Source organism: Miniphocaeibacter massiliensis (genome assembly GCF_900232905.1).
GTDB lineage: Bacteria > Bacillota > Clostridia > Tissierellales > Peptoniphilaceae > Miniphocaeibacter > Miniphocaeibacter massiliensis.
The window spans coordinates 715,430-728,791 of the sequence record NZ_OCTQ01000001.1 but is presented as its reverse complement, the minus strand read 5'-3'; the positions used below and the strand labels follow the sequence as shown (position 1 = coordinate 728,791).

Below are 13,362 nucleotides of genomic sequence, written 5' to 3'. Positions count from 1 at the left end.
ACTAAGGTGAAATTATGTCTGAAAATAAAAGACTAGAAGATATGACTAATGAGCAGTTATGGGAGTTGTTTCCAATTAAATTAACTTCACACAAAGATTATTGGTTTGACTGGTATTTAGAAGAAGAAAAAGAAATAACAAAAATTTTAGATAAAGATAATATAAACAGGATATCTCATATAGGAAGTACAGCTATAAAAAATATTTTTGCAAAACCTATTATTGATATATTAATAGAAGTTAGAAATATTACTGAATTAAATATAATAAAAGAAAAATTACAATTAAATAACTACATTTGTATGTCAGAAGATAAAAATAGAATTTCTTTAAACAAAGGGTATACAATTAATGGATTTGCAGATAAAGTTTTTCATATTCATTTAAGATTACTTGGTGATAATGATGAACTTTATTTTAGAGATTACTTAAATAAATATGAAAATATAGCAAAAGAATATGAAAAATTGAAATTAAATCTATGGAAAGAATATGAATACAATAGAGATATGTATACAGAAATGAAGACGGATTTTATTTTTGTAAATACAGTTAAAGCTAAAAAAGAAATAGGTTTGATATATAGTTAGGGTAAAGTATGATAAAAGAAGGAATAAGTGATTCTATAAATGAAATTATGGATATTTGGTTAAATTCTAATATTGATGCACATTCATTTATAGATAAAAATTATTGGAAGTCCAATTATGAAATGGTAAAAGAAATGCTTCCAAGAGCAGATATTTATACCTATATTGAAAATAATAAAATAGTAGGATTTATAGGAATAGTAGATTCAGAATATATAGCTGGTTTATTTGTATATAAGAGTTATAGGTCAAAAGGTATAGGTAAAAAATTATTAGATTACTGTAAAAATAAATATACTAATTTAGAATTAGATGTTTATGAAAAAAACACAGGTGCAGTTTCATTTTACAAAAATAATGGTGTTATAGTAGAAAAAGAACAAGAAGATGAAAATTTAAAAGAAAAAGAGTATCATATGAAATGGAGTAAAACTAGTAAAAGTAATATAAAAATTTAAGGAGAAATTATGTTTAATGTTGGAATTCTTACTATATCAGACAAAGGTAGTAAGGAAGAAAGAAAAGATTTAAGTGGTAAAGTTATAGAAGAAATATTAATTAAGAATAATTACAGTATCTTAGAGTATAATATAATACCAGATGAACAAGATATAATAGAAAAAGAACTTATAAAACTTTCAGATGAGAAAAAAGTCGATTTAATTTTAACAACAGGTGGAACTGGTTTTAGTAAAAGAGATGTTACACCAGAAGCTACTATAAATGTGGCTACTAAATTAGTGCCTGGAATAGCTGAAGCTATGAGAGCATACAGTTTAAATATAACAAAAAGAGCGATGCTTTCAAGGGCGGCATCAGTTATTAGAAATAATACTCTAATAATAAATTTACCAGGAAGTCCAAAAGCTGTGACAGAAAGTTTAGAATATATTATTACAGAATTAGACCATGGACTTAAGATTTTAACGGGTAAAGACTCTGAATGTGCAAGATAACTTGTTATGAGCACTTTCTATTGGTATAATTAATTAAGAAATTATTTAGGAGGTATATATGATATCAGCAGGAGATTTTAGAAAAGGCACTACTTTTGAAATGGATGGCGATGTTTGGCAAATAGTTGATTTCCAACACGTTAAGCCAGGAAAAGGAGCGGCTTTTGTTAGAGCTAAAATAAAGTCAGTAATGTCTGGAGCAAACAAAGACATAACTTTTAATCCATCAGAAAAATATCAAGAAGCAAGAATAGAAACAAAAGAAATGCAGTACTTATACAATGACGGTACATTATATTATTTTATGGATCCAAATACTTACGATCAAGTTCCACTAGAAGCAAGTAGCGTTGCAGATGCAATTAAATATATAAGAGAAAATGACAATGCAACTATTAAGTTTTACCAAGGAAATGCTTTCTCGGTAGCTCCACCTAACTTTGTAGAATTAACAGTAACAGAAACAGAGCCAGGTGTTAAAGGTGATACAGCAACAGGAGCAACAAAACCTGCAACAGTAGAAACAGGTGCAACAGTACAAGTACCTTTATTTGTTAATGAAGGTGATGTAATAAAGATAGATACTAGAACAGACGAGTATTTATCTAGAGCTTAAAATAAAAGGAGGATCATTATGGATAATATTTTTGAAAACATAGCTTATCTAAAAGGATTGGCAGAAGGTTTAGAAATCGAAGAGGATACTAAAGTTGGTAAATTGATGATGGGAATAATTGACGCTTTAGATCAAATGGCTGGAGAAATTGAAGATTTATCCTATGGTCTAGAGGATGTTGAAGAGTATTTAACATTTGTAGATGATGATTTATCTGAAGTAGAAGATTATATCTTTGACTTTGATGATGAAGACTACGAAGATTGTGAATACTATGATGAGTTTGACGAAGATTATGACGACGAAGATGAAGAAGTAGTTGAAGAATAGTCTGAAAAAAAGATGCTAAATTTAGCATCTTTTTTTATTTGTCATATAATTATAGTATAAAACAATAAAGGATATAAATTATGGAAAAAATACTATTAGTCGAAGATGACAAAATAATGAATAAAATGATAAAAAAATTATTGGAAAGTAATTCTTATAATGTTATTTCTGTATTTGATATGAAAGATGCGAAAAATGTTATTGAAAAAGATAGTTTGGATTTAATTGTATTAGATATAAATTTACCAGATGGTTTTGGGCTAGATTTGGCAAAAGAATTACAAGAAAAAAACAAAAATTTACCAATAATGTTTTTAACGGCAAATGACTTAGAAGAAGATATTATAAAAGGATACAAAGTTGGTGCAGTCGATTATATTACAAAGCCGTTTTCTAACGATATTTTAATATTAAAGATAAAAGCTTTTTTTAGCTTAATAAACAATTCAAAAGAACATAACAGCAATATATATGATAATGGTTATTTAAAAATAAACTTTGATAGTCTAAGTCTAAAAGTAAATGGAAAAGAAGTGGAAATTTCTCCACTTGAATTTCAAATTTTAAAAGTATTTGTAGAAAATAAAAATATTTTATTAACAAGAAACAAGTTGTTTGAATTAATATGGGATAGTAGAGAAAATTATGTTAAGGAACATACACTAACAGCTGCGATAAGTAGGCTAAGAAAAAAGATAGAAACAAAGGATAGAAAATTCATAGAAACGGTGTATGGTATGGGATATATGTTTGTGGAAGGAGAAAAAAATGAGTAAGGGAAAATCTTTGAAAAAATTATTTATAGGGTTTTTAATAGTAATAATCTCCTTGAATATATTTTATATTATTAATGTTGTAAATCAACTTGAAAAAAGATGTTTAATTTATAGTTCAATAATACTTAGTATATCTATACTTTTGAGCTGTTTAATTCTTGTGTTCAAATTAAATAAGCTAAACTCTGAATTTGTAAATAGAATTTCAGAAACCATAGATAAAATGACAAATAATGAAAGTAATATATCTTTTAATTCAGATGAAGAAACTTTGTTTTCAAGAGTGGAATATCGTTTAAATAGGCTTTATAACATGTTAAAAGCAAATAATAACAGTGTAAATGAAGATAGAGAAAAATTACAGGAGTTAATTTCAGATATTTCTCATCAAGTAAAAACACCAGTGACTAATTTAAAAATGGCTAAATCTTTTTTAAAGGCAGAGAATATTAATATAAAAGAAAAAAACGAGGCTATTGAAACAATAAACGCTCAAGTGAAAAAAATAGATTTCTTAATGAAAGCACTTGTAAAAACCTCAAGACTTGAAGCTGGAGTTATAAAACTTAATATACAACCAAATAATTTATACGAAACTATAGCTCGTTCTGTTGGAGGTGTATATTTAAAGGCAAAAGAAAAGTCTTTAAATATAGAGATAAATTGCAAAGAAGATTTTATAATTCCTCATGATAGCAAATGGACAGGTGAAGCTATTTTTAATATATTAGAGAACGCTGTTAAGTATACAAAAGAAAATGGATTTATAAAAATTTCTGTGGAAAAATGGGAAAAGTATACTAAAATAGATATTTCAGATAACGGAATAGGAATACCAGAACAGTCACAAGGTAGAATATTTCAAAGATTTTATAGAGAAGAAAAACTACATGATGTAGAGGGAATAGGAGTAGGATTGTACCTGTCTAGAGAAATTATATCCAAAGAGGGAGGATATATAAAAGTAAAATCTAAAGAGGGTATGGGAAGTACATTTTCAATATTTCTTCTTAATTAACTTGTAATAATTATTTAATTTCTTTGCGATAATTGAATGATATTTGTTTTGTATTATTTAATTAACAAATATTAAGGAGTGATATATATGTCAGTATTACAAGTTGAGAATTAAAAAAAACACTATAAACAAGGAGAAATTGTTACAAAGGCATTAGATGGAGTTGATTTAACGGTAGATTCTGGTGAGTTTGTTGCAATAGTTGGGACTTCTGGTTCTGGTAAAACTACTCTTTTAAATATGATAGGGGGACTAGACACACCAACTTCTGGAAAAGTATTAATAAACAATGAAGACCTTTCAGAGAAAAAAGATGAACAACTTACAATATTTCGTAGAAGGTACATAGGTTTTATATTTCAACACTACAATTTAGTTTCGGTGATGAATGTTAAAGACAATATACTACTTCCAGTAAAACTTGACGGAAATAAAATAGACTACAAGTTTTTTCAGGAAGTAACAGAACTTTTAGGAATAGGAAATAAATTAAAAAACAAACCAAATGAACTTTCAGGAGGACAGCAACAAAGAGTTGCTATTGCAAGGGCGCTAATAACAAAACCTCAAATAGTTTTGGCAGATGAACCTACTGGAAACTTAGATTCAAAAACTAGTGAAGAAGTAATGTCTCTTTTAAAAATGACAAGTGCTAAGCTAAATCAAACATTAATAGTAATAACTCACAATGACGCTATTGCACAACTTGCAGATAGAATAGTGAGACTTGAAGACGGTAGGATAGTAGGAGGTGCTTCTAATGTTTAGGAACACAAACAAAGAAGTATCAAAAGAAATTGCTACAAAGACAATGTCTAGTCATAAGCTAAGAAACTTCATGGCAATAATTGCTATAGCTCTTACAACACTTTTAATAACTACAGTTTTTACAACGGGACTAAATTTTTATGAAGCTATGAACAGGGCAACAGATGTTACTCCTGGTCCTAAGTCGGATGGAAATGTAGTTGCAGATGTTAGCAGGTATGAAGAAGTTACTAAAATGGATAACGTAAAGTGGGCATCTTACGTTCGACCTGCAAATATAGGAAGCTTACACAACAAAGAGATGATAGGACTGCAAAGTTCAATATTCGCACCAGATAAATCTTTTTATAAAAATAATAATGTTGAAATAATAAAAGGAGATTACCCTAAAAGTGATAATGAGATTTTAATTTCAAAAGCAATGGCAAGGAGACTGGGGGAAAGTGGAAAAGTTGGAAACGATTATATTTTACAATCAGTAGTTTTAGAAAATGGTGAGCGTGTTGAAAAAGAAATTACTGCTAAAATTTCAGGAATTTATACATCTCCAATAGATATTCTTTCAGATACATATGAGGAAATTTATATTACTGAAGATTTTATCTCCACAAATATGCCTGAAATGTTAGAGTCTAATGCTACTATTTACATTAAATTTAATAAAGTAAATACCGATGCAGAAAAAAGCGATTTATTACAAGAAGTAAAAGAGAAAATTGATGGAGAAGGCTTTGGGTTTAAGAGGGAAAATTCCATTTCAGGTATAGTTTTGCTGGCAGTTCCAGTTGTTTCAATAATAGTATTTTGTGGTTATCTTTTAATATACAATGTTTTTTATATTTCAGTAATAAATGATATTAAATTTTTTGGAATGTTAAAAACAATAGGAGCGTCTAAGAAACAATTAAAGATGATTATTTCAAGACAAATTTTAATTTTGTCTATTCCAGGGATACTACTTGGATTGGGACTAGGTATTTTACTTGGTTTCAAAATTTCTCCATTTGTTTTGAATTACACTGATTTTGGCAAGTTTTACAAACCAACAGTAAATGCATATGTAGTGTTTGGAGCAGTTTTATTTTCAGGGCTTACAGTTTGGATTAGTAGTTTAAAATCTTACAGAACACTAAGTAAGCTTTCTCCAATAGAAGCAAGTAAGTACGAAGTAAAAAACAATAGAAAGAAAAAAATTATATCTATTTTATCTTTTGGACTAAGTAGTATTATATTTTTAACCTTATTTACTTCAACTTTTGGGTATGATATTGAAAAAATGGTAGAAAGATATAATACTTCAGATGTTATAATACGACAAAAAGCTATGGTATATTATGACGAAGAAGAGTATCAGCCTATAACAGAAGAGTTAATAAATAATTTATTCAACATATCTACAGTAAAAGACGTTCATTTATTTTACCAAGCTAGAAAAATGGGGAATATAAAACAGGAAGGTACAAAAAATATAACAGAACCAGGATATGCATATGTAAAGAAAAATCCTATTTTTGAAAAAGAACACAAAAGAATAAAAGATGAGGCTGTAACATTAATTGAGAAGTATAAAAATCCATATATGATAATGGAAAATGGAGATATTCAATTTCAAATAAAAGGTATTCCAACAGACCAGCTAAAAGTTGAAGCTATTAACGTGAAAATACTTGATGGAAGTTTTGACGAAGAAAAATTTAATTCAGGTAAGCATGTTATTTTTAACCAAAACACTAAAAGTACAAATAAGTTAGTAGAAGGAGGAGTTAGAGCAGGAGATAAAATAAACTTATCCATATACGACCCTAGTAGAGATATTTATATAGACAAGGAAGTTGAAGTTATGGCAGTAATAGAAAGAATTAATCCATTTGGGACTTCTGTAATCAGAGACTCAATGCTAACATTTTCCGATAGTGATTTTAAAGAAATTTATCCTAATTATGTAGATTTGGTTGAAAGGGTAAAAGTAGATACTAAAAGTGAACTTACAAAAATGGAGTATGAGGAAATAGAAGAAACTATAAAAGAGTCTTTTAACTCACAATTGGAAATAGGTTCAAAATATGCAACTAGACAAAGTGAAATAAAACAAAAAGAACAAATGACTATCTTAGGACTTTTAGTTGCAGGAGTTTTTGGAGTAATAGGACTTGCTAATGTAGTAAATACAGAAGTTACTAGTATAATGGCTAGAAAACTGGAATTTGCAACAATGCAGTCAATAGGTATGACTAAAAAACAAATGACATTAAGTATTTTAAAAGATGGAATTTTCTTGTGTGCAGTAAGCTTTGTAGTAGCAGTTCCATCTTCCTATTTTATAATAAATTTACTATCATATAAAATTTTGCTATTAACAGGATTTGATTTAAAAACTTTTATAATAGGCTGTATAATATTATTTATTATAATGATAATAGTAACTTTATTAACTGCAACTTTATTAACTTGGTTTTTAAATAAGAAAACAATAACTGAAAGAATTGCAGATTCAAGAGAATAAGATAAATAAAAAAGATGCTAATTTTAGCATCTTTTTTTGTTATTTAAATATTTTGATTATATCTTCTATTTTATTAAACTTTTTCCAGCCAGATGGAGATAGTATTTCTACAGATGGCATTTTAGCAACTAACTGGAATTAATTAGGAATAATCCGCTTTTCTTTTACTTGTTAACTTATTGTTGGAATGTAATATTCTGCTTTTATAGGATATAGTTAATTTTAGTAAAATGCTGTTTATTGTTAATGTTTTTTATAAATTATATTTTAAAAAACCTAACTATAACAAATAAATACTAGAGAGTAACATTGTTTAAATTAAATGAGAAAACTAAGATATTTACATTGACTAAATGGCTTATTTATGATAAATTAGTCAAGTATGAATATGAGTAATTAACTCTATTCAAATAATTTGTCGGAGGTGTATTATGAGAGATAAAGTGACTATGGAATGTACTGAGTGTAAAAATAGGAACTATAACACTAATAAGAACAAGAAAGTAACAACTAACAGATTAGAATTGAAAAAATATTGTAAATTCTGTAAGAGTCACACTTTACACAAGGAGACTAGATAGTTAAAATTGGAGGTTTGAAATGGCTCAAAAAGAAACGTTAAAGAACCAACAGAAAAAAAGCTTTGCTAAAAGTGTTAAGGCAGAATGGAAAAAAGTAGTTTGGCCAACACCTAAGGAAGTTTTAAATTACGGTATAGTAGTTACTGTTGTTTGTTTAATAATAGTTGCGTTTGTATTTGGTTTAGATTCAATATTCCACTTTTTATATGGACTAATAAGCAAGTAGAATTAGTCGTTAAATGGAAAGGGAAGGAGGACCAATACTATGACAGAGCAAGATAATAACATACAAGAAAGAGCAAAAGATGCTAAATGGTATGTTGTTCACACTTATTCGGGACATGAGAATAAGGTAAAGGTAAACATTGAGAAAATGGTAGAAAATAGAGGATATGTTGATGATATCTTCGAGGTAATGGTACCAACAGAAGAATATATTTCTGTAGTAGGCGGCGTAAAAAAAGTAAAAGAGAGAAAACTCTTCCCAGGATATGTTTTTGTAAAAATGATAATCAATGATGTTTCTTGGTATTTAGTTAGAAATACCAGAGGTGTTACTGGTTTCGTTGGACCGGGTTCAAAACCTGTGCCTTTAACTGAAAGAGAAATGAGATCATTTGGTATTGAAGAAGTTGTATTACCAGATTTAGAAGTTGAAGTGGGAGATTCTATTAAGATAGTATCAGGTGCTTTTAAAGACTTCGTAGGTTCAGTTGAAGAAATAAACGTTGAAAAAAGAAAAATTAAAGCATTTGTTTCTATATTTGGAAGAGATACAAGTGTAGAAGTAGATTTTGACGACGTAGAAAAAATATAAATTTGAATATAATTGAAATAATTCGTTCGATATAGATTCAAGTGGGAGGGGAAACCCGCCAAACCACATTAGTTATAAGGAGGACTATAATGGCTAAAAAAGTTCAAGCAATAGTAAAATTACAAATCCCAGCAGGAAAGGCAACACCTGCTCCACCGGTAGGTACAGCGTTAGGACCTCACGGTGTTAATATAATGCAATTTACAAAGGAGTTTAATGCAAAAACTGCTGATCAACCTGGTATGATTATTCCAGTTGTAATGACAGTATATCAAGACAGATCTTTTACATTTATAACAAAAACTCCACCAGCTGCAATTTTAATTAAAAAAGAATTAAATTTAGATAAAGCATCTGGAGAACCAAACAAAACAAAAGTTGGTAAATTAACTAAAGATCAAGTTAAGAAAATTGCAGAAATCAAAATGCCAGATTTAAATGCAGCTTCTATTGAAGCAGCTATGGAAATGGTAGCTGGTACAGCTAGAAGTATGGGTATAACAGTAGAAGAATAAAATAAGTGGGAGAAAAAATTCGATAATACCACAAGGAGGTTCGCGTAATGGCAAAAAGAGGAAAAAAATACCAAGAAAGTGTTAAATTAATAGAGAAAAACACATCATATGATTTAAATGAAGGCGTTGGCTTAGTATTAGATACAGCTAAAGCTAAATTTGATGAAACAGTAGAGCTACATGTAAAATTAGGTGTAGACTCAAGACATGCAGATCAACAAGTAAGAGGAGCTATGGTTCTTCCTCATGGTACTGGTAAAGACCTAAAAGTTGTAGTTTTTGCAAAAGGACCAAAAGTAGAAGAAGCTGAAGCTGCTGGAGCTGATTATGTTGGAGGAGATGATTTAGTTACTAAGATTCAAACTGAAAACTGGTTTGATTTTGATGTGGCAATAGCTACTCCAGACATGATGGGTGTTGTAGGTAAAATAGGTAGACTATTAGGACCTAAAGGTTTAATGCCAAACCCTAAATCAGGAACAGTAACTTTTGATGTTGCTGATGCAATAAAAGATATTAAAGCTGGTAAGGTTGAGTATAGAGTAGACAAAGCTAATATTATTCACTCTCCAGTAGGAAAAGTATCTTTTGGAAAAGAAAAGTTAGAAGAAAATATAAATGCATTAATGGGAGCTATTATTAAAGCTAAACCAGCTTCTGCAAAAGGTAAATATTTAAGAAGTGTATCAATTTCTTCAACTATGGGACCTGGTGTAAAATTAAACGCAGCTAAATTTACAACATCAGAAAGCAAGTAATCTTTAAGTAGGTAAGAATTTCTTATCTACTTTTTTTTATTTTGAAAATTATAGTATAATATATATAGTAGGAAAAGAATAGATTGATTTTAAGTATCTATAAATATGAAAATTAGAGGTTAAGGATTGTTTATTACATTTGAAGGACCAGATGGATCTGGGAAGAGTACTATAATAAATTTAGTTTCAGAAAAATTAAAAGAATTAAATTATGATATTGTTCAAACGAGAGAACCAGGTGGAACAAGAATATCAGAAAAACTTAGAGATATTATTTTAGATAGAGAAAATACAGAACTTACAGCAAGAACAGAAGCTTTGTTATATGCTGCAGCAAGAGCTCAACATGTAGAAGAGTTTATAGTTCCTAATTTAAATTCTGGAAAAATTGTTTTATCAGATAGATATGTATTGTCAAGTTTAGCATATCAAGGTGCTGGAAGAGAACTTGGGATAGAAAGTATTTCAGAAATTAACAAGTTTGCAACAAATAATTTAGAACCTGACTTGATTTTGTTTTTTAAAGTAGACCCACTAACAACATTAAAAAGAAAAAACAAGCTAGATACTGCAGATAGATTAGAATTGGAGAAGGAATCTTTTCACAGTAGGGTTTATAATGGGTATATAAGCATTATAAACAAATATAAGAACAATAATAATTTTGTAGAAGTAGATGCAACGAAAACTATAGAAGAAGTTTTAGAGTTTAGTTTATATGTTATATTAAAAAGTATTAGGGGGTAGATTATGAAACTAATAATTGCTATTATTCAAGACCAAGATTTATTTTTATTGAGAGAAGACTTGACTAAAAATAATTTTAGAATGACAAAGTTGTCTTCATCAGGAGGATTCTTAAAGGCAGGGAATAGTACTTTGCTTATAGGGGTTGAAGATGAAAGAGTAGATGAATGTTTAAAAATAATAGAAGATGATTGTAAAGCTAGAGAAGCAGATTCATCATTGTTAAATATTACAATGCAGACAGATGCATACATGCCATACCCTGTTGAAATTACGATAGGTGGAGCGACAGTATTCATAGTAGATGTAGAAGAACACATAAGATTTTAGTAGGTGATTAAATGAAATTAGTAGTTGCAATTATAGAAGATGACATGTCTCACGACATAATTAAGTTATTAGCTATTAATAAGATTAGATGTACCAAATTATCATCTACAGGTGGTGTTTTTAAAAAAGGAAACACTACATTATTAATAGGAGCTAAAGAAGAGCAACTTGATGAAATAAAAAGCATTATTAAAGAAACTAGCAATAATAGATTAAGAGATCCTGACGATGGAGATTCATACAATGCAAATATTTTTGTAATTAGTCTAAAGGGTAGCAAAAGATTTTAATGAATTTATCTAGTAGAATATTAAAAGAACAATTAAAGAATAATTCGCTGTCTCATGCATATTTGTTGGTTTCTAGAAACAAAGAAATACTTGAAAATGAATCAAAAGCATTAATATACAATATTTATAATGGAGAAGATAATTCTTCAGAAAAATTTTTAAGAGATGCTAATGTAGATTTTTTTAAGGTTGAACCTGAAAAAAATAATATAAAAATTGGTCAAGTAAGAGAAATTATAGAATTTTTAAGTTCAGGACCAGTAGAATCTAAATATAAAGTTGTACTAATAAAAAATGCTGAGTTTTTTAGAAAAGAGTCAGCAAATGCATTGTTGAAAATTTTAGAGGAACCACCAAAATATGGGAAAATAATATTAACAACTGATAATGAAGAAAAAATAATAAAAACTATTATATCTAGGTGTCAAGTTATAAATTTAGAGCATAGTGTAGAAATAGCATATGAAGACTATGCTGAACTAAATAAAATATTAGTTAATAGTATAAATAGGAATTTACTGGAATTAAGTAATTCCAAAGAATATTTTTTTAATAATAAAGAAAAAGCTAATGAAATATATAATTATTTTTACAATTTTTTTTATGACCTGTATAAATATGGCAATAGTAAAATAAAAGATAATTTGATTTACAAAGATAATATTAAAATTTATGAAGATATAAATAAATTTAAAAATGAAAATTTGATTAATATACTAGATAAGATTATGTATATTAAAGACAAATTTAAAAACAATGTTAATTTTCAGCTTTCAAATGAAGAGCTTTTATTATATATAATGGAGGAACAAAAATGATTGAAGTAGTAGGTGTACGCTTCAAAAAAGCAGGTAAAGTATACTATTTTAGCCCAAATGGATTTAGTATAGAAAAAAATGAAAATGTAATAGTAGAAACTGCTAGAGGGATAGAGTTTGGTCAAGTAGTTGACGAAATAAAAGAAATAGACGAAAAAGATCTTGTTGCAGAGTTAAAATCTGTAATTAGAATTGCTGATGAGTGTGACAAAGATTGGAATAGACAAAATAAGAAAAAGGCAAAAGATGCTTTAGATATCTGTATAGAAAAAGTTAAAGAATATGATTTAGATATGAAATTAGTAGACTGTGAGTATACTTTTGACAATAATAAAGTTATATTTTACTTTATATCTGATGATAGAATAGATTTCAGAGAATTAGTTAGGGGCTTAGCTAGTATATTTAGAACCAGAATAGAACTTAGACAAATAGGAGTAAGAGACCATGCAAAAATGGTAGGAGGAATAGGATGTTGTGGACAACAATGTTGTTGCAATAGATTTTTAAGTGAATTTGCACCAGTGTCAATAAAAATGGCTAAAGACCAATCAATATCTTTAAATCCTACAAAAATTTCAGGAATGTGCGGTAGACTTATGTGCTGTTTGAAATATGAACAAGAAGGTTATGAAAGAAATATAAAAAGATTACCTAAAGTTGGTGTAAAAGTAAGAACACCAGAAGGATTGGGGATTGTCACAGAAGTAAATGCACTTACTGAATTTGTAAAAGTAAAGATTGAAAGTGAAGATGACCTTGAAGAAATAAAAGTATTTTTCAACGAAGATATAACAATTGAAAGAAAAAATTGTGATGGATGTCACTGTGGATAGATTTAAATAAGTTATTTAAAATGAAAACATATTCCATACCTTGATTTTAGATATTTAATATGCAATAATATACCTAGATATTTAATATCTAAATTATCAAGGGGGGAAATAAC

Annotated in this window: 19 protein-coding genes; all 19 read left to right on the top strand. The window is 28.2% G+C overall.

Annotated elements, in window-relative coordinates; translation table 11 throughout:
• The first annotated feature begins 14 nt into the window (after positions 1 to 14).
• Positions 15 to 590, top strand: coding sequence for a GrpB family protein (locus CS899_RS03830; protein WP_099203622.1), 576 nt, complete (start codon positions 15 to 17; stop codon positions 588 to 590).
• 8 nt (positions 591 to 598) lie between these two features.
• Complete coding sequence (locus CS899_RS03825) at positions 599 to 1,048, top strand: N-acetyltransferase (protein ID WP_099203621.1); 450 nt, start codon at positions 599 to 601, stop codon at positions 1,046 to 1,048.
• A gap of 9 nt (positions 1,049 to 1,057) precedes the next feature.
• A complete protein-coding gene (gene mog, locus CS899_RS03820; protein WP_099203620.1) occupies positions 1,058 to 1,546 on the top strand; it encodes a molybdopterin adenylyltransferase in 489 nt (162 codons plus the stop codon).
• 58 nt (positions 1,547 to 1,604) lie between these two features.
• The gene (efp, locus tag CS899_RS03815; protein ID WP_099203619.1) at positions 1,605 to 2,162 is read left to right on the top strand and encodes an elongation factor P; all 558 of its coding nucleotides are present in this window, start codon (positions 1,605 to 1,607) and stop codon (positions 2,160 to 2,162) included.
• Between the two features lie 18 nt (positions 2,163 to 2,180).
• A complete protein-coding gene (locus tag CS899_RS03810) occupies positions 2,181 to 2,492 on the top strand; it encodes a CD1247 N-terminal domain-containing protein (RefSeq protein WP_099203618.1) in 312 nt (103 codons plus the stop codon).
• Between the two features lie 80 nt (positions 2,493 to 2,572).
• Positions 2,573 to 3,268, top strand: a complete 696-nt coding sequence (locus CS899_RS03805; RefSeq protein ID WP_099203617.1) for a response regulator transcription factor — start codon at positions 2,573 to 2,575, stop codon at positions 3,266 to 3,268.
• Positions 3,261 to 4,286: a sensor histidine kinase gene (locus CS899_RS03800; protein WP_164995837.1), complete on the top strand. Its 1,026-nt coding sequence runs from the start codon at positions 3,261 to 3,263 to the stop codon at positions 4,284 to 4,286. The genes CS899_RS03805 and CS899_RS03800 overlap by 8 nt, the downstream gene beginning before the upstream one ends.
• Positions 4,287 to 4,424: 138 nt before the next feature.
• Positions 4,425 to 5,054 carry an ABC transporter ATP-binding protein gene (locus CS899_RS03795; protein ID WP_242491868.1) on the top strand — a complete coding sequence of 210 codons (630 nt, stop codon included), beginning with the start codon at positions 4,425 to 4,427 and terminating at the stop codon, positions 5,052 to 5,054.
• Positions 5,047 to 7,557, top strand: coding sequence for an ABC transporter permease (locus tag CS899_RS03790; RefSeq protein ID WP_099203615.1), 2,511 nt, complete (start codon positions 5,047 to 5,049; stop codon positions 7,555 to 7,557). The genes CS899_RS03795 and CS899_RS03790 overlap by 8 nt, the downstream gene beginning before the upstream one ends.
• A gap of 431 nt (positions 7,558 to 7,988) precedes the next feature.
• The gene (gene rpmG, locus CS899_RS03785) at positions 7,989 to 8,138 is read left to right on the top strand and encodes a 50S ribosomal protein L33 (protein ID WP_099203614.1); all 150 of its coding nucleotides are present in this window, start codon (positions 7,989 to 7,991) and stop codon (positions 8,136 to 8,138) included.
• 19 nt (positions 8,139 to 8,157) lie between these two features.
• A complete protein-coding gene (gene secE, locus CS899_RS03780; RefSeq protein WP_099203613.1) occupies positions 8,158 to 8,364 on the top strand; it encodes a preprotein translocase subunit SecE in 207 nt (68 codons plus the stop codon).
• 39 nt (positions 8,365 to 8,403) lie between these two features.
• Positions 8,404 to 8,955: a transcription termination/antitermination protein NusG gene (nusG, locus tag CS899_RS03775; protein ID WP_099203612.1), complete on the top strand. Its 552-nt coding sequence runs from the start codon at positions 8,404 to 8,406 to the stop codon at positions 8,953 to 8,955.
• Between the two features lie 89 nt (positions 8,956 to 9,044).
• Complete coding sequence (rplK, locus tag CS899_RS03770; RefSeq protein WP_099203611.1) at positions 9,045 to 9,470, top strand: 50S ribosomal protein L11; 426 nt, start codon at positions 9,045 to 9,047, stop codon at positions 9,468 to 9,470.
• Between the two features lie 47 nt (positions 9,471 to 9,517).
• Positions 9,518 to 10,228: a 50S ribosomal protein L1 gene (gene rplA / locus CS899_RS03765; RefSeq protein WP_099203610.1), complete on the top strand. Its 711-nt coding sequence runs from the start codon at positions 9,518 to 9,520 to the stop codon at positions 10,226 to 10,228.
• 126 nt (positions 10,229 to 10,354) lie between these two features.
• A complete protein-coding gene (gene tmk / locus CS899_RS03760) occupies positions 10,355 to 10,975 on the top strand; it encodes a dTMP kinase (protein ID WP_099203609.1) in 621 nt (206 codons plus the stop codon).
• A gap of 3 nt (positions 10,976 to 10,978) precedes the next feature.
• Positions 10,979 to 11,305 carry a cyclic-di-AMP receptor gene (locus tag CS899_RS03755; protein ID WP_099203608.1) on the top strand — a complete coding sequence of 109 codons (327 nt, stop codon included), beginning with the start codon at positions 10,979 to 10,981 and terminating at the stop codon, positions 11,303 to 11,305.
• Positions 11,306 to 11,316: 11 nt separating this feature from the next.
• Entirely contained in the window at positions 11,317 to 11,595 is a 279-nt protein-coding gene (locus CS899_RS03750) for a cyclic-di-AMP receptor (protein ID WP_099203607.1), read from the top strand.
• On the top strand, positions 11,595 to 12,413 hold the full coding sequence (locus CS899_RS03745) for a DNA polymerase III subunit delta' C-terminal domain-containing protein (RefSeq protein WP_099203606.1): 819 nt from the start codon (positions 11,595 to 11,597) through the stop codon (positions 12,411 to 12,413). Before CS899_RS03750 ends, CS899_RS03745 begins: the two co-directional genes overlap by 1 nt.
• Positions 12,410 to 13,249 carry a PSP1 domain-containing protein gene (locus CS899_RS03740; RefSeq protein ID WP_099203605.1) on the top strand — a complete coding sequence of 280 codons (840 nt, stop codon included), beginning with the start codon at positions 12,410 to 12,412 and terminating at the stop codon, positions 13,247 to 13,249. Before CS899_RS03745 ends, CS899_RS03740 begins: the two co-directional genes overlap by 4 nt.
• Positions 13,250 to 13,362 lie beyond the last annotated feature (113 nt).

Excerpts from the sequence above, each read along its gene's own strand:
- nusG (WP_099203612.1), top strand. The coding sequence starts at position 8,404 with ATGACAGAGCAAGATAATAACATACAAGAAAGAGCAAAAGATGCTAAA.
- CS899_RS03800 (WP_164995837.1), top strand. The coding sequence starts at position 3,261 with ATGAGTAAGGGAAAATCTTTGAAAAAATTATTTATAGGGTTTTTAATA.
- efp (WP_099203619.1), top strand. The coding sequence starts at position 1,605 with ATGATATCAGCAGGAGATTTTAGAAAAGGCACTACTTTTGAAATGGAT.
- rplA (WP_099203610.1), top strand. The coding sequence starts at position 9,518 with ATGGCAAAAAGAGGAAAAAAATACCAAGAAAGTGTTAAATTAATAGAG.
- CS899_RS03830 (WP_099203622.1), top strand. The coding sequence starts at position 15 with ATGTCTGAAAATAAAAGACTAGAAGATATGACTAATGAGCAGTTATGG.
- CS899_RS03750 (WP_099203607.1), top strand. The coding sequence starts at position 11,317 with ATGAAATTAGTAGTTGCAATTATAGAAGATGACATGTCTCACGACATA.
- rplK (WP_099203611.1), top strand. The coding sequence starts at position 9,045 with ATGGCTAAAAAAGTTCAAGCAATAGTAAAATTACAAATCCCAGCAGGA.
- CS899_RS03740 (WP_099203605.1), top strand. The coding sequence starts at position 12,410 with ATGATTGAAGTAGTAGGTGTACGCTTCAAAAAAGCAGGTAAAGTATAC.
- CS899_RS03755 (WP_099203608.1), top strand. The coding sequence starts at position 10,979 with ATGAAACTAATAATTGCTATTATTCAAGACCAAGATTTATTTTTATTG.
- secE (WP_099203613.1), top strand. The coding sequence starts at position 8,158 with ATGGCTCAAAAAGAAACGTTAAAGAACCAACAGAAAAAAAGCTTTGCT.
- rpmG (WP_099203614.1), top strand. The coding sequence starts at position 7,989 with ATGAGAGATAAAGTGACTATGGAATGTACTGAGTGTAAAAATAGGAAC.
- CS899_RS03745 (WP_099203606.1), top strand. The coding sequence starts at position 11,595 with ATGAATTTATCTAGTAGAATATTAAAAGAACAATTAAAGAATAATTCG.
- CS899_RS03825 (WP_099203621.1), top strand. The coding sequence starts at position 599 with ATGATAAAAGAAGGAATAAGTGATTCTATAAATGAAATTATGGATATT.
- CS899_RS03805 (WP_099203617.1), top strand. The coding sequence starts at position 2,573 with ATGGAAAAAATACTATTAGTCGAAGATGACAAAATAATGAATAAAATG.
- mog (WP_099203620.1), top strand. The coding sequence starts at position 1,058 with ATGTTTAATGTTGGAATTCTTACTATATCAGACAAAGGTAGTAAGGAA.
- CS899_RS03810 (WP_099203618.1), top strand. The coding sequence starts at position 2,181 with ATGGATAATATTTTTGAAAACATAGCTTATCTAAAAGGATTGGCAGAA.
- CS899_RS03790 (WP_099203615.1), top strand. The coding sequence starts at position 5,047 with ATGTTTAGGAACACAAACAAAGAAGTATCAAAAGAAATTGCTACAAAG.